The organism is Flavobacterium sp. KH_035, assembly GCF_057839565.1.
The window spans coordinates 3,016,113-3,037,398 of sequence record NZ_CM174492.1 but is presented as its reverse complement, the minus strand read 5'-3'; the positions used below and the strand labels follow the sequence as shown (position 1 = coordinate 3,037,398).

The following is a 21,286-nucleotide window of genomic DNA, read 5'->3' as shown; positions in this document are numbered from 1 at the left end:
TTTTTTTGGGAGGCTTCCGAAAATCTAAAAAAAAATAAAGAAATTCTCAAGAGCAATGCAGTTAACCAAAAATCATTATTCATAATTATTCTAAATAAATATTGTCAAACTAATATTAAATTTTACATTTGTGATAGTCAATTATTAACTCACTAATTAAATATTATGAAACCTAAAACTTTAAAATCAATAACATTTTTACTTTTAATGTTAGTTGCCAGCCCTGCATTATTTGCCCACGCTTTATGGATTGAAACCAAAGCGACTGGAGCTAAAGGGAAAGCACAGGAAATTTCAGTTTTCTTTGGAGAATTTTCAGACAATGATATTACGGCTTCGGCAAAATGGTTTTCAGATTTAAAAGACTTTTCATTGGTTGTAATCAGTCCTTCAAAAAAGGAAACAAAACTTACTGCTACCGCTTTAGAAAATAAATATCAGGCCTTTTTTACACCGGATGAAGATGGCGTTTACACCGTTGTCATGCACCACACTGTAAAAGATGTGTACGGAACCATGAAATTAGATTACAATTCAAGTGCAACAGTTACCGTTGGAAATGCTGCAAAAGGAAACGATGCTGCGGCAAACACTAACATTATCAGTGTGTTTTCTAAAGAAGTTACAGCTGCCAAACAAAAAACAGCAATAAACATAAATGCATTGTACGAAGGTGCTGCAGCCAAAAAACAAAAAATAAAAGTAATTGCTCCAAATGGCTGGGAAAAAGAATTATGGAGTAATGACAAAGGAGAAATCTCTTTTACACCACTTTGGTCAGGAAATTATATGGTAGAGTTTGCTTATACCGAAAAAGCTGCCGGAGAACATAATGGTAAAAATTACAACGAAATCTGGAAGATGGCAACTTATTTAATTGCCGTTAAATAATACAATTCTTCCGATTTTAAACCTTTATATTGTTGGTTAGGCCTTGTTCATTAAGAACAGGGCTTTTTTATTCGAAGAGCTGCTCCATAGAATCACTCTTTTCATGCATACATAATTAAATTAAAAAAAGCAAAGTCTTAAGCTAATCTTAAGACTATTCTAATGAAATTTTAATCTAGAAAAACTCTGAAAATTTTGTTAAGACCGTATCTCGATATTACATTTGCAAAAATTTATTTTTATTAAATCTAAATAAGCGACATGAAATATAATTTACTACTTGCATTATCCTTTATAAGTTTTGCTTCTTACAGTCAAAACTATTCAAGCGACGAGGCAGCCTCAACTGCCAATGACACGGTAAAAAACAAAAAAGGAGAAATACTAAATGAAGTATTAATTACAGCAAACAAACCTAAAAAGCCAATTGAAGCAGCTCGTTCAGGTATTAAGGCCATGGATTTACCGCAAAGCGTTCAGATTGTTGGAAGCGATATAATCGAACAGCAACAAGCCATCAGATTGAGTGAAGTCGTAAAAAACCTAAATGGTGTATATGTAGGATCAGCTCGTGGTGGTGCACAGGAATCCTTTTTTTCTAGAGGATATGATATGGGGGCCAACAATATGTTTAAAAATGGCTTCCGTTTCAGTAGTGGGTCAATGCCTGAAGTTTCTTCATTAGAAAAAGTTGAATTCTTAAAAGGAAGTGCAGCTTTATTATACGGAAATGTTGCTCCGGGAGGAATCTTAAACATGGTTACCAAAACACCACAGTTTACAAAAGGAGGAGAAATTTCAATGCAAATAGGAAGTTTTTCTTATTACAAACCGTCTGTTGATATCTACGGACCGCTAAACAGCTATATAGCTTACCGATTCACAGGTTCTTATGAAAACTCTGAAAGCTTTAGAGATGTTGTAAAAAACGAACGTTACTACTTAAATCCATCTTTCTTATTCAAAGTTAGCGACAAAACTCAGATCGTTTTACAAGGAGATTATTTAAGCTACAACTGGACACCGGATTTTGGAACAGGAATTATAGGAAAAGACATTGCTGATGTGTCAAGAAGCAAATATTTAGGAGCACTTTGGTCTTTCGGAAAAACAACTCAAGCCAGCGTTTCTGCCTTAGTGAATCATAACTTTAATGACAACTGGAAGCTTAATTTTAATACTTCATATCAAAATTACGAAAGAACTTCTAAAGGAACTGAGCGTGTATCTATAGACACCACGATCCCAAATTATAAAAATGGTGATTACATTCGTCCATTGGGGCAAAATCAGAACTTTGAACAAATCATGGGACAACAATTAAGCTTACAAGGTAATTTTTATACAGGAAGTGTTAAGCACCAGATTTTTACGGGAGTTGATTTTGAAAACGCTTTCACACAAGCTTACACCTATGCTTTCAATGAGAAAATGGTAAAAGACGCCAAAGGAAACTTCATTGCCAATGCATACGATCGCGTAAACATTTTTGACCTTACTTATAATGGTCAACGTATGGATATCCCAACAGCAAATGCAACCAGACTGGTAAATACAGATTCAAACCGTTTTGGAGTTTATTTTCAGGATTTGATTTCAATATCAGAGCAATTTAAAGTTTTAGCAGGTTTACGTTGGTCTTGGCAGGAAACTCAGGCAACAACAACAGATTATACAAAAAAGCCAGCAACAATTACAGAAGGTCAAAAACTAACCGATCAGGCATTTTCTCCTAAAGTAGGTTTAGTATATCAGCCAACAAAAAATACTTCGTTATTTGCAAGTTATGCAAACTCATTTACACCAAATACAGGAGTAACTGTTGACGGACAAGCTATAAAACCATCGATCATTGATCAGTATGAAGTAGGTATTAAGAAAGATTTCTGGAGAGGTTTATTAAGTACAAACGTTACTCTTTATCAGATTACGAACAGCAATTTAGCACAAACAGCTGAATTAAAAGCTGACGGAACTCCAAATACAGACACAAACGTAAAAGTTTTAAGTGGAGAAACTAAAAGTAAAGGTATTGAAGTTGATGTTACAGCAAGACCTGTTGAAGGCTTAAGCATTAATGCAGGTTACAGTTATAATGACATGCGTTACAGCAAAACTTCAGGGTTAAACGGAAGTTTTATCGAAGGAGATCGTTTAGCAAGAACTCCTGCCAATACAGCAAACTTAAGTTTCTTCTACACTTTACCTGAAGGTTTATTAAAAGGTGTTTCTTTTGGAGCTATCGGAAACTACATTGGAAAGAGAATTGGTGGATGGAATAATTTAGTTGTAATCAATCCAACAACAGGAGTAAAAACAATTAATGACAGAGAAATCCCATTAGAAGGTTATACTACAATTGACTTATCAGCAGGTTATACCTGGAGAAAAATTTCAATTTTATGCAAACTATCAAACATAACAAATGAATTGAATTATACTGTACACGAAAACTATAGTGTGAATCCAATTGCACCACGTCAGATCATGACAAGTTTACGATACAAATTCTAAAAAATTTGAATTAGTTTTTGCCCCTCCAATCTTTTACCGTATTTCAGTAATGAAAAACACAAAAGTTTGGCTTTTAAACAGAAAACCTCATCTGGCAACAGTTGAGGTTTTTTGTTTTCACTAAAGAAAGTAATCCGATTGTATTACTTTTGTTTCACAAAAATTCTCACCAAAACAAAACTCCGATATATGTCAGATTCCAAAAAAAATCAATTGCAAAAAAGCCTCGGTTTAAGTTTTAATATTGCCGTATTAATTGGAGGCACGATTGGGGTTGGTATTTTACGAACACCCGGGACTATTGCTGAAATGCTTAACAACTACTGGTTAATTATTGCTTCATGGCTCTTTGGAGGTTTATATGTTTTATTGGGGGCTAATTCGTATGCCGAACTTGCGACTATGTTACCAAAAGCCGGAGGTTCTTACAACTATATCAAAAGAGCTTTTGGAGAATATGCTGGGTTTCTGTCCGGCTGGTTTGACTATATTACCAATGTTATTCCTCCTGCTTTTTACTGTATTGTAATCAGTGAATATATTATTATTTTATTTCCTTCACTTGCCAATTATTCCACAGTAATGGCAATTTCATTGTTGCTCGCTTTTGTACTGATACACCTGAGCGGTGTAAAAAACGGAAGTGTTATCCAGCAAATAACAAGCTTACTAAAAGTGATTTGTTTTGTTGCTCTGGTTGTTGCCTGCTTTATGTATACCGGCATTGAAACTACTCCTATAAAAACAGACAGTTCCTTCTTTCAGATTGGCTTACTATTTGGATTTTTCAAATCATTACAACTCATCATCGGTACTTATAACGGCTGGAGCAGTGTTTGTTTCTTTGCTGAAGAAAATGACAACCCGGGTAAAAACATTCCGAGATCATTGTATAGTGGCGTTTTACTGGTTATGTCTATTTATATTTTGGTAAATGCAGCTTTTTTTCATGTCTTACCAATCGAAACTTTAGCCAAATCAAATCTCGCCGCCGCCGATGTTGCTAAAATTCTTTTTGGAAAAAACGGTGCTGTTATCGTCACGGTAATTTCTATTTTTTCTTTAATTAGTATTTTGAATGCTTTTATGATGATTCCGCCAAGAATTTTGTACGGATTAAGTCGTGACGGATTTTTTATCGAAAAAGGAACACAAGTAAACAAAGGCGGAACACCTATTGTCGCGCTTTTAGTATCATCACTTTTCAGCTTGTTTTTAATTTGTATTGGTTCCTTTGAAGTACTGTTCTCCTTTGCAGCTTTTATCTCGATTATTGTTTGGGGACTGGCCTATTTTTCGCTTTTAAAATTAAGAACAAAAGAACCCCATCTACCAAGACCTTATCGCTCTTTTTGGTATCCCTGGACGACAATAATTGCTATAATAATCTCGATTGCTTTACTAATCGGATTTATCTACAGCGACCCTAAAAGCTTTATCATTATTATGGGAATTACAGCGATTTCTTACCCCCTATTTTTGGTTTTGAAGAAGAAAAAGTAACTTCTTATTGTTAAAGACACAAATTTTATATTCAAAACTTACGTCCTAAATAATTCGTGAATTCATGGCGTTTTTTTTTTAAGAAAAAAGATACAACGTATTTCTGCTGACATACGGTTGTCACTCACTGTAATTTAATTTGCACTATAAAACTAAAAAAATGAGCAAACTAGATTTAACAAAAACGGACAAAGTATATTATTCAGCCAAAGTCAATCCTGAAATACTTTATATAGAAAGAACAAATTATATATCGGTTACCGGGAAAGGAGATCCCTCGGGAGCAACATTTTTAGCAAAAATTCAGGCGTTATACACCACTGCTTATTGTATTAAATTTATGCAGAAAGCAGTCGATAATGATTTTGTCGTTCCAAAACTAGAAGCTTTATGGAGTTTTGATGCCGAAAAATACAAAGATATTTCAATAGATGAAGCTCCGTTAAAAATACCCCGAACGGAATGGGATTACAGAATTATGATTCGAATGCCGGACTTCATAACTAAAGAACAAACGGAAGAAGCTCTTCAAATTGTCGTCAATAAAAAACAAATAACATTGGCGAAGTCCATTGAATTTTATGAAATGGCAGAAGGCAAAGTGGTCCAGATTCTTCATGTTGGCCCTTTTGAAAATGAGCCGCAAACGCTGAAAAAAATCCAGGAATTTACTACTGCACACGATTTAAAACAAAACGGATTGCATCATGAAATCTATCTGTCAGACTTTCGAAAAACACCTTCTGAGAAATTAAAAACTTTACTCAGAGAACCTGTAAAATAACCTATTTTAGTAACCACGAATTCACAAATTATACTGCCATAAAAGTATTTAAAGTAAAATTCGTGAATTCGTGGCCTTTAAAAATAACAAATCCGACAGGTTTCAAAAACCTGTCGGATTTAGTTTTATAATCACCCGAGAAATCTAATTCTTATTTCAAACCAGCTAAACTCTGCTCGATTGTAGCAATTTTTGCTAAAGCGTCGGCTTGTTTTTGTTTCTCTATGTTTAGGACTTTTTCCGGAGCTCCATTTACAAATTTTTCGTTAGAAAGTTTTGCTTCTACAGATTTCAGGAATCCTTTTGTATAGTTTAATTCTTCAATCAGTTTTGCAATTTCAGCTTCAACATCAATACTTCCGGTAATCGGAATAAAATATTCATTTGATTTTACGCGGAAAGATAACGCTCCGTCAACTTTTGCCGAAACATATTCGAAAGCTAAAATATTACCTAGTTTTGTTACGATTGAATCAAAATACGTTGTAATATTCTCACTGTTGATTGCCTTTAATTCGATCGCATCTTTAAACGGAATGTTTTTGTCTTTACGAATCGTTCTGATTCCTGAAATCACTTCTATAGTACTATCAAAATCAGAGATTAAACTTGCGTTGAAAGGTTTTAATTCCGGCCAGGTCGAAACGATTAAAGCTTCTTCCGGGGTTCTGTCGGCAATTAAATGCCAAATTTCTTCGGTTAAGAAAGGCATAAAAGGATGAAGCAACTTCAAATTACTTTCCAACATTTCGATTGCTTTATCAAACGTTGTTTTATCAATTGGTTGTTGATACACGGGTTTAATCATTTCTAAGAACCACGAACAGAAATCATCCCAAACCAATTTGTAAATGGCCATCAATGAATCTGAAATTCTGTATTTCTCAAAATTATCTTCAATATCAACTAAAGTCTGCTGCAATTTTGCTTCATACCATTCGATGGCTACTTTTGATGATTCCGGTTGCGGAATAGTTTCTGAAACTTCCCATCCTTTAATCAGTTTAAAGGCATTCCAAATCTTGTTTGAAAATGCTTTTCCCTGATTACACAATTCTTCATCAAACATAATATCGTTTCCTGCAGAAGCACTCAAAAGCAATCCTACACGAACTCCATCGGCACTGAATTTATCGATTAGGTCTAACGGATCAGGGGAATTCCCTAATGATTTAGACATTTTACGACGTTGTTTATCACGAACCAAACCGGTTAAATACACATTTGTAAATGGTTTTTCACCTGCATATTCGTAACCTGCAATAATCATTCTGGCAACCCAGAAAAATAAAATATCCGGACCTGTAACCAAGTCATTTGTTGGATAATAATATTTATAATCTGCACTTTCCGGGTCCATGATTCCGCCAAAAACTGACATTGGCCAAAGCCATGATGAAAACCAGGTATCCAAAGCATCAACATCCTGTGTTAAATCTTTTGTTTCAAGTTTCAAGTTTGAAGTTCTTTCCTGCGCTAATTTTAGAGCATCTTCGATACTTTCGGCTACTACGAAATCTTCTTTTCCGTCTCCGTAATAGTAAGCCGGAATCTGTTGTCCCCACCATAATTGACGTGAGATGTTCCAATCACGAATATTGTTTAACCAGTGCGCATACGTATTTTCAAAACGTTTTGGATGCAATTTAATATCTCCGGTTTCTAAAACTGACGTAATAGCCGGTTTTACCAAATCTTCCATTTTCAAAAACCATTGATCAGACAATCTCGGTTCGATTACTGCTTTGGTTCTTTCAGAAGTTCCAACTTTATTCAAATGGATTTCGGTCTTTGCCAAAGCTCCGATTTCTTCTAATTCTTTTGCAATTTCGGTACGAACCACAAAACGGTCTTTACCCTGATAATGCAATCCAAAACTATTTAACGTAGCATCTTCATTAAAAATATCAACGATTTCAAGATTGTGCTTCTCTCCTAACGTTTTGTCATTCATATCGTGCGCCGGAGTCACTTTCAAACATCCAGTTCCGAATTCAACATCAACATATTCGTCTTCGATAATCGGAATAACTCTTCCACAAATTGGAACGATAGCCTTTTTACCTTTTAAATGTGTAAAACGCTCATCATTTGGATTGATACAGATAGCAGTATCTCCAAAAATAGTTTCCGGACGCGTTGTAGCAATCGTCAGAAAATCTTCTGAACCTTCAATTTTATATTTTAAGAAAAATAATTTTCCTTGTTGTTCTTCGTAAATAACCTCTTCGTCAGACAAAGTTGTTTTGGCTTCCGGATCCCAGTTTACCATTCGGTACCCTCGGTAAATCAAACCTTTGTTGTATAAATCAACAAACGATTTAATTACAGAAGCTGACATATCAGGATCCATCGTAAATTTAGTTCTTTCCCAGTCGCAGGAAGCTCCTAATTTTTTAAGCTGCTCTAAGATTACACCGCCGTATTTATCTGTCCATTCCCAAGCGTGTGCCAAAAACTCTTCGCGGGTTAAATCATTTTTATTGATTCCTTCTGCTTTCAATTTCTGTACTACTTTTGCTTCTGTAGCAATAGAGGCATGATCGGTTCCCGGAACCCAGCAGGCATTAAAACCTTTAAGACGCGCTCTACGAATTAAAACATCCTGAATGGTATTGTTCAACATATGCCCCATGTGAAGGACTCCTGTCACGTTTGGTGGCGGAATTACAATTGTATAAGGTGTTCTGTGATCAGGCTCTGAATGAAAATAATTATTCTTCATCCAGTAATCGTACCATTTATTCTCGATTGTTTTAGCGTCAAATTGTGCTGGAATTGTCATTTAAATAGATTGTTTAATCGTTAATTCGTGTATTTGTTTAGTCGTTATTCCCGTATTTGTTTAATCGTTTTTTACTGCAATCACAGCTTTTACTAATCATCAGTCGATTAAACGGTTAAACGATTAAACAATAAAACAGAAAAACTGGTTCAATTTTTGTAATCATTACTGACAGCAAAAGTAAATAATTAAGTACACTATAAAAAGCGAATTAATAATTTGTGTGTTAATTAAAAGAATGTATATTTACTTACAACTTAAAATAAATTTCAAATGAAAAATGTAGCCTCTTTTATTGCAGTCGTATTGTTTAGCACAATAAGTTATGCACAAAACGGCCCAAAAATTGAATTTGCAGCCCAAGACAATACAATTGATTATGGAAAAATTTCTAAAAGTGACAACGGAGTTAGATCTTTTGAATTTACCAACACAGGTGACGCACCACTTTTGATTACAGGTGCCGAATCGACCGTAAGTTCTATAGTTGTTACCAAACCCGCAGCAGCAATTATGCCAGGTAAAACAGGTAAAATTGATGTAAAATACAACATGGTTGCCGGTCCGATCCGTAAAACAATTACTGTTGAAACCAATGCCGTAAACTATCCTGACGGTAGAGTAGCCTTAAAAATTAAAGGTGAAGTTTTATAAAAAACTAAAATCTATAAATAGCAAAACCGCTTCTCAAATTTAAGAAGCGGTTTTTTTTATCCGCATTTTTAAACTAAATCCGGCAGCTTTCAAAAACCTGTCGGATTTGTTTTAAGAGGTTATTATTTTTTCTCCGCACATGCCGAAACATCAAACTTATACTTTACACGATCAAAATCGATAGGCTTGTCTTTTACCAGATAAGTGACACCCATAGTCGTCTGCATGGTTCCGTTACCCAAAATAAGTTTATTATCCTTCTTTAAAAATGCCATTGGGTTTTTAAAGGTTTTATTCTTGTTGGTCACCTCTTTAAAAGTATAATCGGCAAATAAGGTATCTCCGTGAAACTCTCCCGCAAGTTCCCCTACTCTTTCTGCTGCTCCGGAAACTTTCATAGACATAGTACCATTTAATTTTCCATTTTTTAATGTGTTTAATTTTAAATCGATTGTATCTTTCTCATAAATAGCTTTATAACATTCTGTACTTACGATGGTTTCAGCAGCCGCTTTAGCTGCTTCGGCCGCTTTCTGATTTTCATTGTCTTTACAGCTTTGAAGTCCGATACAAGTCACAAGCAAGCAGGATACCACTAGGTTTTTCATAATTATTTTTTTAGTCATTGTTATTCTATAAAATTAAATAAAAAAGAAGCCAAAAAAAAGGCTTCTAAATTAAAATTTCAACCATAATAGCAAATTCAAAAGGTTTTAAGAACCTGCGAGTCTGGCAAAACTACTCCATTTATAAATTCTTAATTACAAATTCACTTCTTCTGTTCAATTCGTGTTCTTCTTCCGAACAGGCTTCATCAGGCTGGCATTTTATCATAGGTATAGACTCCCCGTATCCTTTAGCCACCATTCTTTTAGCATTAATACCCGACTCTATTATAAAATCCCTGGTCGAACTGGCTCTTTTTTGAGACAAATCGGCATTAAACTTGTCATTACCTCTTGAATCAGTATGCGATCCAATTTCGATTACCATGTCGGGATATTTCTTCATTAATTCTACCACACGACCCAATACTACTTTAGATTCTTTTCGGATGTACCACAAATTATAATCAAAGTAAATCGGATCTGTTTTAATAATTAATCTTCCTTTATTGTCTTTTACAACATCTTTTTCCTGCGCAATAATTTGAGCAGTTTTTTCTTTCTTTCTGATTTCTCCTGCTGCAATTTCTTCGGCTTTTGCTTTTTTATCTGCTTCTTTTAAAGCAATAACAGCCAAAGCTTCTTTTTCTTTTCTTCGTTTCGTTTCAATTTCCTCCTCCTTCTTTTTACTTTCGGCAATTTGCAGCTCTTCTTTCTTTTTTGTTTCCGCAATTATAATTTCTTCTTGTTTTAGTACTTCCAAAGATTTTAATGCCATCGAAGCATCATGACTTGCATCTCTGGTTGCTCCCGAAGACACTGTTCTCGATTCGCTTGTATACCCTTCCTTAGTACCCAAAACTGTAAATGCACTTTCACAAACAACTGTAAAACTAAATTTTCCATCTACGTCAGTTGTCGCTGTATTCAAAGTCTTTCCATCTGAATTCTGCAAAGTTACGATCGCATTTTCTAAAGGCAATTTTGTATCAATATCCGTTATGATTCCCGCAATAAATTGTTTACAATCTTCTACTATTAAATCTTTGATTTCTTTAATTTGATAAATATCATCACTCCCTTTTCCTCCTTCTCTGTTGGAGGCAAAATAACCTTCTTTAGTATTGGAATCAATATTAAACGAAAAGTCATCCCCGTTTGAATTCAAAGGCAAACCAATATTTACAGGTTTACTGTACTCATATCCCTTAATTTCTGAAACAAAAACATCCAATGATCCGTAACCTAAATGTCCATCAGACGAGAAATAGAGCTTTTGATCGTTTGAAACAAAAGGAAACTGCTCTCTTTTATCTGTATTAATTGTAGGACCTAAATTTCGGGGTGTATCATATGCTCCCTTATTTATATTGACTGAATAGATATCAAACGAACCTAAAGTTCCCGGCATATCCGATGCAAAATACAATACTTTCTCATCAGCACTTAAGGCCGGATGCTCTGTGGAATATTCAGAGCTATTGAATGGAAGCGATTCTATATTCGTCCATTTTCCTTCAACCAATTCGGCTTTAAAGATTTGAAGATTCGAAATTTTCTGATCGTTTGTTTTCTTGCTTTTGTTCTTCGAATTGTTTCGTGTAAAGTAAATCGTTTTACCGTCTTTTGTAAAAACTGCGTTTGCCTCGTGCATACCGGTTTTTAGTTCTTTAGCAAAATAATGCACAATAGAATCAGCCGAATTGCTATTTTTTAAAGGAATCGTAACCAGATTCAAATAGGTTTCATTGTCCCATTTGAACTTTTTGTCCAACAATCCCGGTTTTAACTTTACTCCCGCAAAAACCAGATTGTCATTATATTTTACAGCTCCGAACTCTGAATTAGGTGTATTGATTGCCAAATTCTTAAGATCGTAGCGTTTCCCTATTGCCGAAACATTTTCTAAAACTTTAAGCTCTTTTTCAAAATTAGAAACAGCATCACTAACACCTGATTTTGCATAATATTCCTTTAAAGCTAAATTCGCATCCTCATAACTATTACTTGCTTTTAAAGTCTGTGCGTATCTGAAATAATAATTTCGATCTAAATCATTATTGTAATTTTGAATCAAAAGCCTGTAGTAACGCTGTGCTTTTATCAAATCGTTGGTATAAAAATAAGAGTCTGCCAAGTTTTTTATCACTTCCTGTGAAGGTTTGTTTTCTGCTAACTTCTCATATAGCATAATGGCTTCACTGTAATAAGTTTTATCAAAAAAACGTTTGGCTCTTACCAATTCAAAATCCTGAGCATTTATAAACTGTATTGAAAATACGAATACAATAACGAGTAGTTTTTTCATATTTTTCATTTTAAAAGAATCTAGGAGATTTATCATATCCTTTTCCTAATAGATCTAAATCAAAAAGCAGCATAATTTCGTGCGTGCCAGAATTAAACCGCCCCTGATTCGTCAAAGTATGATCGTAAGCATAGCCTACTCTTAAAGTTGGTGTAACATTTATATTCATTAAAGCACTCACCGCATCGTTTATTCTATAGGCTGCTCCCAATTCAAATTTATTATTGTATAAGACATTCGCTGTCAAGTCTACAGAAACAGGTGCTCCCGGGACAAATCGTGACATAAAAGCGGGTTTCAGTTTTACCTTATCATTGATTTGAAAAACATATCCGGCAGTTAAAAATGTATGAATTACCTCTGATCCGTAAGCATTGATTCCTGATTTCTCTTCGATATGTTTGGTGCTCAATAAATTTGGCGCGGATAATCCAACATAAAAATTATCTCTGAAATAATAAGCTCCTATTCCAATATTAGGCTTGGTGACGTTTACATTTTCAGCAAAAGCCAAATCTGTAGCAGCATCTCCGCTTTCTAAAACAAAACCATTAAAATTAGTCTGGAGAGAGGTAAAACCTGCTTTTAGTCCAAGCGAAAGCTTATTTTTACCACCCAAATTTAAGACATAGGCAAAATCCGCGTAAAAATTATTTTCTTTTTTAGCGCCATCACCAATGTCATCTGAAACCAATGACAAACCTACTTCAATTTTATCGCTTAACGCCGTATGTCCAAAAAAAGTAAAAGTCTTGGGTGCTCCAACGGCTCCAACCCATTGGGTTCTGTACAATCCTCCAAAATTCATCATTGCAGAAACTCCTGTTGCATAGGCAGGATTTACCACACTCATATTATACATGTAATGAGTATACTCCGGATCCTGCTGTGCTGAAGCTGATGTGATATAAAAGAGGAAACTTATAAAAAGTAGTACTTTCTTCATTTGAAACTTATATTAAATACTATAAAAAAGGAAATTATCTGTTCAGGTAAAGTCGGCCTTGTTGCGGGCGTCTGTTGTCTTTATTAAAATTAATAACATAAAAATAGACTCCGTTTGGCACGATTCCATCACCAAAACCTACTGCTTCAGAATTTCTTCCATCCCAATTGGGTTTATTTTTATTTCCTTTAAACATAACATTTCCATATCTATTAAAAATTTCAAGAGTATAGTCAGGATATAAAAAATCTATATCCGGAATCCTGAAAGTATCATTTACATTATCTCCATTTGGCGAAAATCCGTCCGGAATAAAAAAAGCAAATTCTTCCGGATTACAATCGACTAAAGAAACAGTAACTCCTAAATAATTATCCGAAATACAATTTGTTACGCTCGAAAGATCAAAACCATAATACGTTACTTTGTCTCTAAGTAATGTTGTCGAGGCCAATAAATTCCCATTATTTTCTGCATCATACCAGGCAACAGTCGAAGACACATTGGTTACTTTTGACAAGTCTGCAATAGTAGGATTTTTTAAACCGCAAAAATTTTCTCCTCCCGGATTTAAAGTTGGAGCCGGTGTATCATTTACCACAATCGAGACTAAAGTCGGCGCAGATATACAATTTGTAACAGAAGTCTCTCTCACATACAATTGTTCTGATTTTAAAACATAAGTACTGGCCAAGGGCGTCGTTGACGTTGTAGAACTATACCATTTGTACCGAACACCTTGCGGAGTCAAATTGGCAACTGTCGCTCCTTCCACTTCACAAAATTCCTGTGGACTTATTACCAAAGGAGAATCGGGAATTGTATTTATTATAAAGTCGTCTGACACATTGATTAAATCAACATCACAAGATGTAACATTGTTTTTTAAATTACGGGCTATAATTGTTGTAGATCCAGTATTTAAAATCAATTCTGCAGGGATAATAAAAGATGCTTTTCCATTTGCAACTGCTAAAACAATAGTTTGCAATGCCGAAGAGTTGCTACCGGAAAGTATATACGAAAGTGTCGCGTCTGTTAAATTTCCTAATCCGGAAACAGCAACAGGAACTGCGGCTCCAAAACAAAGATTCTCGATCTGCAAAACAAGAGTTGTTGCGTTGGGTAAAGGATTAATAATTAAATTCCCTTGAGCATTAGCTACGTTAGTACAACCCGTAAAAGTATTCGTGATTTTGATAATGGTTATTGTCGAAACACCACTTTTTATATTGAAGTTTGCCGGAATTTCAAAACTTGCATTACCTCCCACAGCTGTGATATTTGCAGTTAAGCCCGTTGCAAAATTATCTCCGGTTATGTTGTAAACAATATCATAATTACCATCTGTTAATTGAGTTGCATTTGAAATTTGAACTACCGTTTTTTTATTTTGACAAACAGTATCCGGAATCAACAAAGCTCCTTCTAAATGAGGCAATGGGTTAATTCTCAAATTATAGGATAAATTATTAACAATATTAGCACAAGCTTCTTTACTGGCAGTGGCAAGAATATTAGTGACATTAATATTAAATACTCCAACTTGCTTAAAATAAGATGATTTTATAGGAAAAATTAGTTCTCCATTTACAAAATTCGCTGTCACTGTTTCACCACCCGCATTTGGACCGGAAACATTGAAAGTGACCTTATACTCCCCGTTTGGAATAGCTTGCGGTCCTTGTGTAATTTTTGCTAAATAAGTAGCCCTGGAAATCGCATCTTCACAAATATCCGATTCAACAACGATTTTTGCACCAGTAAAATCAAGCCTTTTTTCCAAAGTAATGCTTATGGCCGAAGTTCGATCCGGGCAAATCCGATTATCAGGATATGAAAAAACAGTATAAGTATAATTTAAAATTCCCGGACCATAAGTATCGTATAACTGTTTAAGGTTAACATTATGATCGCGTACAGAAGTCAACCCCAAACCTCTCCATTCCCCTCCAAACTCTTCCTCGGAAAGTAAAGTATGCAAATCTAAGTTGGTATAAGAGTCTAAATCAGTTTCTCCACATAGCAACAAATCCTTAGGTTTTCCAGGTTCAGGTGCTTTAAAAAAGGTTACCGTGATCTTTACGGACGGTGATATTGGCGAACACGCAGTAACCGCCGGAACTGTATATGTAAAGTCAAACGATCCCTCCAAACCTGCAGTTAATATTGATGGATCTACAATCCGACCTGCAGCATTGGTCCAGGTGCCGTTTGAATGTGGCCGCATTACAGTACTATTAAACGCACTAAACAAACTAAAAACTTCATCTAAAGTACATACTGTAGCATAAGGAGCAGGAACTCCTGCATATGCGCCAATTGTAAGAGTTACAACAGCTTTATTATCAACACATCCTGCAACACCCGGAACAGTATACGTATAATGATAAACACCGCCACTACGTATCATTTGTCCATTCAAAATTCCAGTAACAGGATTCAAACCTCTTAAATTATTATCATCTGTCCACGTCCCTCCGGGAGTTGGAGTACCTCCTAACAAGTCAAACAAAGAGATCGACTGATTGATTGGATTCTCAATGTTACAAATTACTTTTTGCGCATCAGTACCCGCACACTGAGCCTCAGCTTTTGAAGACCAAACCAATAAGGCAATAAAAAACAATAAAAATTGTAAGAAATTAGCGTATTTTTTAACCATAAACTCCCAATTATTTTTTATACAAACATAACAAAATAATAATGTTTATTAAACACCAAGAGCTTATTTTAATAATTAAATATTTACAAAACACACCTAAGATCAAAATAACAATCCTTAATTGTCTTAAAAAATAGAACTTAACTCCTTTTACAATTCATCCTCCAGTTTAAATCTGAATTTCAAAACCAAGCTGTTTCTTTCTACCTCTAATTCAATCCACACATCTTCTTCAGACTTTAAGAGTAAATTTATCTGCTGTAAGTTATACTTATAAGGAAGCGTGTGATTAATACGAACAATAATATCTCCTATCTTCAATCCACAACGTTCTGCGGCTGAGTTCTTCCGAATGTTTACAATTTCATAAACCGGTTTTAGTGAAAATTTATATCTGAAATCATCATTTTTTTTATTCGTGTAGCCTGTTTCTTCTATCGAATTAACAACCTTTACTGTTTCCAGATGAACCGTTTCCTGAACCCATTGAAGTCCATTGTGCTGCACTGTAATTCCGCTCTTATTATAAGTAAAGGGTTCCGAAAATTTACTATTTTTTTTAAGATATAACGTTTTGTCTGCATAATCCATCACCAACGTAAATCGTTTTAAAACTTCCCCACCAACAGAACCTATACGATCGGGTACCATCTTTACATTTCGAACCGAGCTTGAATCAGGAAAAGCCACTATCGGATTTTTAAAATTAAACTCATCAATAGAAAATTTCTCAATCTTAGCACGATGCCCCTCTATATCACCACTAAAACCTTTTCCTAAAAAATCAGAAAAGTTCTTTTTAGGGAGCTTAATTTTTTTATTCTCAAAAATCCAAAAAGCATCACTGTTACCAATATCAATTAACATTTTTGCAGGCACAGCAACACTGTCTACAAGAGCGGTAGTATAAAGATATGGCTTAGCTCTTTCAACAGTAATAGGAACGGCTTTAAATTTTTTGTTAAGCCTCTTATGGATTTCTTCATTGTTTTGATGAACAATAACCTTCTTTTTTTGATAATTGATCTCAACCAGGTTATTTCTAAAGAATTTATACCCAATAATACCATTCACCGGAATTCCAATATGCGATGACAAATTAAAACTCTGATCTAAAATCACGTACAGCAAATGATTATTTGATTTCAAACCATGGCTTTCCAGTATATTATTGGTCGATTTTAAACCTTCTATTTCTTCTTCACTTCCTAAACCTCTCAGTTTTATCTTTTGAACATTTTTAAAACTAACTTCCTGCTTTTCTTCCATGCTAAACAAAATGGTTTCTTCAACACCAGAATCCAGTAAGAAATTCAATTCTACTCCGTTTACTTTTATAGGAATAAAAACCAGATTATTAATTAACTTAAAAGGTATGGTAACCTTTGACGCGTGGTTTTCAATTAAGAAATCTTCTTGTGCCTGAAGTGCAAAAGCTGTCAAAAGCCCAAAAAACAACATGAAATGTTTTTTCATTGATAAAATTTTAAGATAAAATTACTAAAAATATCGATAATTACTACAAATTAATAAGTACCCGTAATGTTTACGTTAAATTCGAAAAAAAAATGCAAATTTGCACTTCAATAAGAAAACTCATGCCAACAATTTCACACAAAGGCAGAAACATGCCCGAATCACCGATACGTAAACTCGCTCCTTATGCAGATCTTGCAAAACAAAAAGGAAAGAAAGTGTATCATTTAAACATTGGTCAACCGGATATCAAGACACCTGAGGTGGCCATCGAGGCGGTAAAAAATATTGATTTAACTCTTATAGAATACAGTCCGTCTGCCGGATATGAAAGTTATAGAAAAAAATTAGCACAATTTTACCAGCGCCAAAACGTAAATGTAAACTCAGAAGACATCATTGTAACAACTGGTGGATCAGAAGCCTTATTGTTTGCATTGGCCACAATTACAGATCCGGGAGATGAAATCATCATTCCTGAGCCTTTTTATGCTAATTATCATGCTTTTGCATCCTCAACAAGCGCGACAGTAATCCCTGTAATTTCAACTATCGAAAGTGCCTTTTCTTTGCCAAGCATAGATACTGTCGAGAAATTAATTACACCAAAAACAAAAGCCATACTAATTTGTAATCCCGGAAATCCAACTGGATACCTATATTCTGAAGAAGAAATCAGACAACTGGCAGGCTTAATCAAAAAACACGATTTATACCTAATTGCAGACGAAGTATATCGCGAATTTTTATACGATGTAAACGACAAACATTTCTCTGTAATGAATCTTGAAGAGATTCAGCAAAATGTAATCATGGTCGATTCTGTTTCAAAACGTTACAGCATGTGTGGAGCGAGAATTGGCTGCCTGGTAACCAAAAACAAAGAGGTACTGGCAACCGTAATGAAGTTTGCTCAGGCACGTTTGAGTCCGCCAACAATTGAACAAATTGCATGCGAAGCCGCAATAGATACTCCGCAAAGTTATTTTGACGAGGTAATTACCGAATACAAAGAACGTCGTGACACTTTAATCACAGAATTAAACAAAATTGAAGGCGTAATTGTCACAAAACCTAAGGGAGCATTTTATTGTATCGCACAATTGCCTATAGACAACTCTGAAGATTTTGCACAATGGCTTTTAGAAAGCTACGATCTTAACGGAGAAACGGTTATGGTTGCTCCTGCAGCTGGATTTTATTCCACTCCGGGAATGGGATTAAATCAGGTAAGAATTGCTTATGTTTTAAATAAAAAAGATTTAATTACTGCTGTAAACATTTTAAAAGAGGCTCTTTTAGTTTACAACAAGAAATAACCATAAAAATCAAAAACTTTCAAAAGACAATAACAAACTGTGTTATTGTCTTTTGTGTTTAAAAGCAACCACATTTTGGAATCAATTTAAATTATATCCCAAAACGAGCAATTAAATAGTAAAAACCATAGAAAAGGTTTCCTATTTATTAATTATCTTTACCGCCTTAAAAAGAAATACCCATACTAATAGTAAGTTTTTAATGATAAATAACGAAGATTTTTTAGACGAAATAGGAGACAATCATTTTAGCAGTAATGCAAAAAACCCCGTAAGACAGGATGCTTTTGACTTAAGTGATGACGAAAAAATAGAAAAAATAAAAAAAGATGTTGAAAACATTCTGCAAACACTGGGAATGGATTTAACAGATGACAGCATAAAAGGTACTCCAAACCGAGTAGCTAAAATGTTTGTAAAAGAAATTTTTGGAGGTCTTAATCCTTCAAGACAGCCAAAAGCTTCTACTTTTGACAACAATTACAAATACGGTGAAATGTTGGTAGAGAAAAACATTACAGTTTATTCTACCTGCGAGCACCATTTATTGCCAATTATAGGAAGAGCACACGTAGCCTATATTTCTAATGGAAGAGTTATTGGTTTGTCGAAAATGAACCGTATCGTAGAATATTATGCAAAAAGACCTCAAGTTCAGGAGCGTTTAACCATGCAAATTGTTCAGGAATTACAAAAAGCACTTGGAACCGAAGATGTAGCCTGCGTTATCGACGCTAAACATCTTTGTGTAAATTCAAGAGGGATCAAAGACATCGAAAGTAGTACCGTTACTTCTGAATTTGGTGGTAGATTTAAAGATCCACAAACTAAAAGAGAACTTTTAGACTATATTAAATTAGATACGCAATTCTAAAAGTTTATGGTTTTGAGTGTATAGTTTGTTGTTATGGGAACGTTTCGAAGACTTATAAATTTGGAGTTTGGACAGAGAAATCCGCCAACAAATTGAATTCCTAATCAGAAACACCAATTTAAAAACAAACTATTAAATTGACAGAAGATTGGATTCCATAATAAATATACTGCTGAAGGTTTTGAACAAAATGGCAATAGAGAATTCATTCTATTTTTAAGCATTGCAAAAGGCTCCACGAGAAGTAAAATCTCAATCATAAAGAGCCTTTGATAAAAGACTGATTTCAGAGAAACAGCAGTTAAAGCTAAATGAAATGGCTGAGTTAATAAAAAACAAAATTGGAGCGATGATGAGCTACCTAAACAATTGTGAAATCAAAGCGCTAAAATTCAAGTAGTTTTTATAGTCCCAAAAAGCAACAAACGGTTAAACAAATAAACGGTTAAACATCAAAATAAAAATATGCCTTTATATAAAAGTCAATCTTTAAAAGTACATAACACGCTTTCGGGCGAAAAAGAAAATTTCAATCCTATTAATGAGGGGAATATTGGAATGTATGTTTGCGGTCCCACAGTTTACAGTAATGTACATCTTGGAAACGTTAGAACTTTTATGTCGTTTGATGTAATCTTCAGGTATCTTTTGCACCTTGATTATAAAGTACGTTATGTCCGAAATATTACTGATGCAGGACATTTAACAGATGATGGCGACATTGACAACGATCGTTTTGTAAAACAATCCAGATTAGAAAAATTAGAACCTATGGAAATTGTACAGAAGTATACTGTAGATTTTCATAAAGTTCTTGATACCTTTAATTTTCTTCCTCCAACAATTGAACCAACAGCTACAGGTCATATTTTAGAGCAAATCGAACTGACTCAAAAATTAATTGAATCAGGTTTTGCATACGAAAGTAATGGATCCGTTTATTTTGACGTATTTGAATACAACAAAAGAGGAATGAAATATGGCGAATTAAGCAATCGAAATATCGATGAGCTTTTCGCTAACACCAGAGATTTGGATGGGCAAAATGAAAAGAAAAACCCACAAGATTTTGCCCTCTGGAAAAATGCTTCACCAGCACATATAATGCGTTGGAATTCACCTTGGGGCGAAGGTTTTCCGGGCTGGCATTTAGAATGTACTGCAATGAGTACAAAATATCTGGGAGAAAAATTTGATATTCACGGAGGCGGAATGGATTTAAAATTCCCTCATCATGAATGTGAAGTTGCGCAAGGAAAAGCATGTAATGGAGAATCGCCGGTAAATTACTGGATGCACACCAATATGCTTACCATGAATGGATTACGAATGAGCAAATCAACCGGAAATTACATTCTGCCTTTAGAATTAGTTAAAGGTGATAATACTTTTTTTGAAAAACCATTTGAACCCAATATTGTACGTTTCTGTTTTCTTCAAGCACATTACCGAAGCGTTTTAGACATTTCTAATGACGCAATGGTAGCAAGCGAAAAAGGTTACCACCGATTAATGGAATCATACAAATTGGTTTCATCCTTAAAATCAAGTAATTCTTCTTCTTTAGATATTGCTGCATGGAGAAAAAATTGTTATGATGCCATGAACGACGATTTTAATACTCCTATTTTAATTGCACAATTATTTGAAGGAGCCCGCTATATTAATGTAGTAAATGACGGAGCTGAAAAATTAACATCAGAAGATATCGAATTGTTATCTACTACTTTTTCTAATTTTCTGTTTGATGTTTTAGGTATTAACAATAAAGTTTCCGCAAATACCGCAGAAACAACCGAAAAATTAAACGGAACGATTGAATTATTAATTCAAATGAGAAATCAGGCAAGAGCAGATAAAAACTTCGCCCTTTCAGATCAGATTCGCGATCAGTTGATTGCTTTGGGGATTCAATTGAAAGACGGAAAAGAAGGAACAAGCTTCTCCATATAACTCATTCAT

The 21,286-nt window shown here is 34.6% G+C and carries 14 protein-coding genes; 8 read left to right on the top strand and 6 right to left on the bottom strand.

The genetic code is table 11. The features are described from left to right. The first annotated feature begins 165 nt into the window (after positions 1-165). The 4 genes from AC3IS6_RS12430 (at position 166) to AC3IS6_RS12415 (ending at position 5,692) form a co-directional block, all read left to right on the top strand. Positions 166-891: a hypothetical protein gene (locus AC3IS6_RS12430; protein ID WP_489159741.1), complete on the top strand. Its 726-nt coding sequence runs from the start codon at positions 166-168 to the stop codon at positions 889-891. A gap of 261 nt (positions 892-1,152) precedes the next feature. Beyond that, complete coding sequence (locus AC3IS6_RS12425) at positions 1,153-3,405, top strand: TonB-dependent siderophore receptor (protein ID WP_489159739.1); 2,253 nt, start codon at positions 1,153-1,155, stop codon at positions 3,403-3,405. Positions 3,406-3,594: 189 nt separating this feature from the next. Beyond that, a complete protein-coding gene (locus AC3IS6_RS12420; RefSeq protein WP_489159738.1) occupies positions 3,595-4,908 on the top strand; it encodes an APC family permease in 1,314 nt (437 codons plus the stop codon). 160 nt (positions 4,909-5,068) lie between these two features. Then, positions 5,069-5,692 carry a GyrI-like domain-containing protein gene (locus AC3IS6_RS12415; protein ID WP_489159736.1) on the top strand — a complete coding sequence of 208 codons (624 nt, stop codon included), beginning with the start codon at positions 5,069-5,071 and terminating at the stop codon, positions 5,690-5,692. Positions 5,693-5,843: 151 nt separating this feature from the next. Here the strand turns inward: AC3IS6_RS12415 and AC3IS6_RS12410 are convergent, their stop codons facing one another. Next, positions 5,844-8,477 (bottom strand): valine--tRNA ligase, encoded by a 2,634-nt coding sequence (locus tag AC3IS6_RS12410; RefSeq protein WP_489159734.1) that lies wholly within the window; start codon positions 8,475-8,477, stop codon positions 5,844-5,846. A gap of 273 nt (positions 8,478-8,750) precedes the next feature. On the opposite strand from AC3IS6_RS12410, the gene AC3IS6_RS12405 reads away from it, so the two are divergent. Next, complete coding sequence (locus AC3IS6_RS12405) at positions 8,751-9,131, top strand: DUF1573 domain-containing protein (protein WP_264523270.1); 381 nt, start codon at positions 8,751-8,753, stop codon at positions 9,129-9,131. 122 nt (positions 9,132-9,253) lie between these two features. Here the strand turns inward: AC3IS6_RS12405 and AC3IS6_RS12400 are convergent, their stop codons facing one another. The 5 genes from AC3IS6_RS12400 to AC3IS6_RS12380 all read right to left on the bottom strand — a co-directional run bounded on the left by AC3IS6_RS12400 (position 9,254) and on the right by AC3IS6_RS12380 (position 17,131). Beyond that, the gene (locus tag AC3IS6_RS12400; protein WP_489159732.1) at positions 9,254-9,739 is read right to left on the bottom strand and encodes a hypothetical protein; all 486 of its coding nucleotides are present in this window, start codon (positions 9,737-9,739) and stop codon (positions 9,254-9,256) included. Between the two features lie 139 nt (positions 9,740-9,878). Next, positions 9,879-12,044: an OmpA family protein gene (locus AC3IS6_RS12395; RefSeq protein WP_489159730.1), complete on the bottom strand. Its 2,166-nt coding sequence runs from the start codon at positions 12,042-12,044 to the stop codon at positions 9,879-9,881. A 10-nt stretch (positions 12,045-12,054) separates the two neighbouring features. Beyond that, complete coding sequence (locus AC3IS6_RS12390; protein WP_489159729.1) at positions 12,055-12,990, bottom strand: PorP/SprF family type IX secretion system membrane protein; 936 nt, start codon at positions 12,988-12,990, stop codon at positions 12,055-12,057. A 34-nt stretch (positions 12,991-13,024) separates the two neighbouring features. Then, entirely contained in the window at positions 13,025-15,655 is a 2,631-nt protein-coding gene (locus AC3IS6_RS12385; RefSeq protein ID WP_489159727.1) for a T9SS type B sorting domain-containing protein, read from the bottom strand. A 150-nt stretch (positions 15,656-15,805) separates the two neighbouring features. Continuing rightward, a complete protein-coding gene (locus AC3IS6_RS12380; protein ID WP_489159725.1) occupies positions 15,806-17,131 on the bottom strand; it encodes a PDZ domain-containing protein in 1,326 nt (441 codons plus the stop codon). 122 nt (positions 17,132-17,253) lie between these two features. On the opposite strand from AC3IS6_RS12380, the gene AC3IS6_RS12375 reads away from it, so the two are divergent. The 3 genes from AC3IS6_RS12375 to cysS all read left to right on the top strand — a co-directional run bounded on the left by AC3IS6_RS12375 (position 17,254) and on the right by cysS (position 21,277). Beyond that, a complete protein-coding gene (locus AC3IS6_RS12375; protein WP_489159724.1) occupies positions 17,254-18,450 on the top strand; it encodes a pyridoxal phosphate-dependent aminotransferase in 1,197 nt (398 codons plus the stop codon). A gap of 202 nt (positions 18,451-18,652) precedes the next feature. After that, positions 18,653-19,324: a GTP cyclohydrolase I FolE gene (folE, locus tag AC3IS6_RS12370; protein WP_291285199.1), complete on the top strand. Its 672-nt coding sequence runs from the start codon at positions 18,653-18,655 to the stop codon at positions 19,322-19,324. A gap of 465 nt (positions 19,325-19,789) precedes the next feature. Then, entirely contained in the window at positions 19,790-21,277 is a 1,488-nt protein-coding gene (gene cysS / locus AC3IS6_RS12365) for a cysteine--tRNA ligase (RefSeq protein WP_489159723.1), read from the top strand. Positions 21,278-21,286 lie beyond the last annotated feature (9 nt).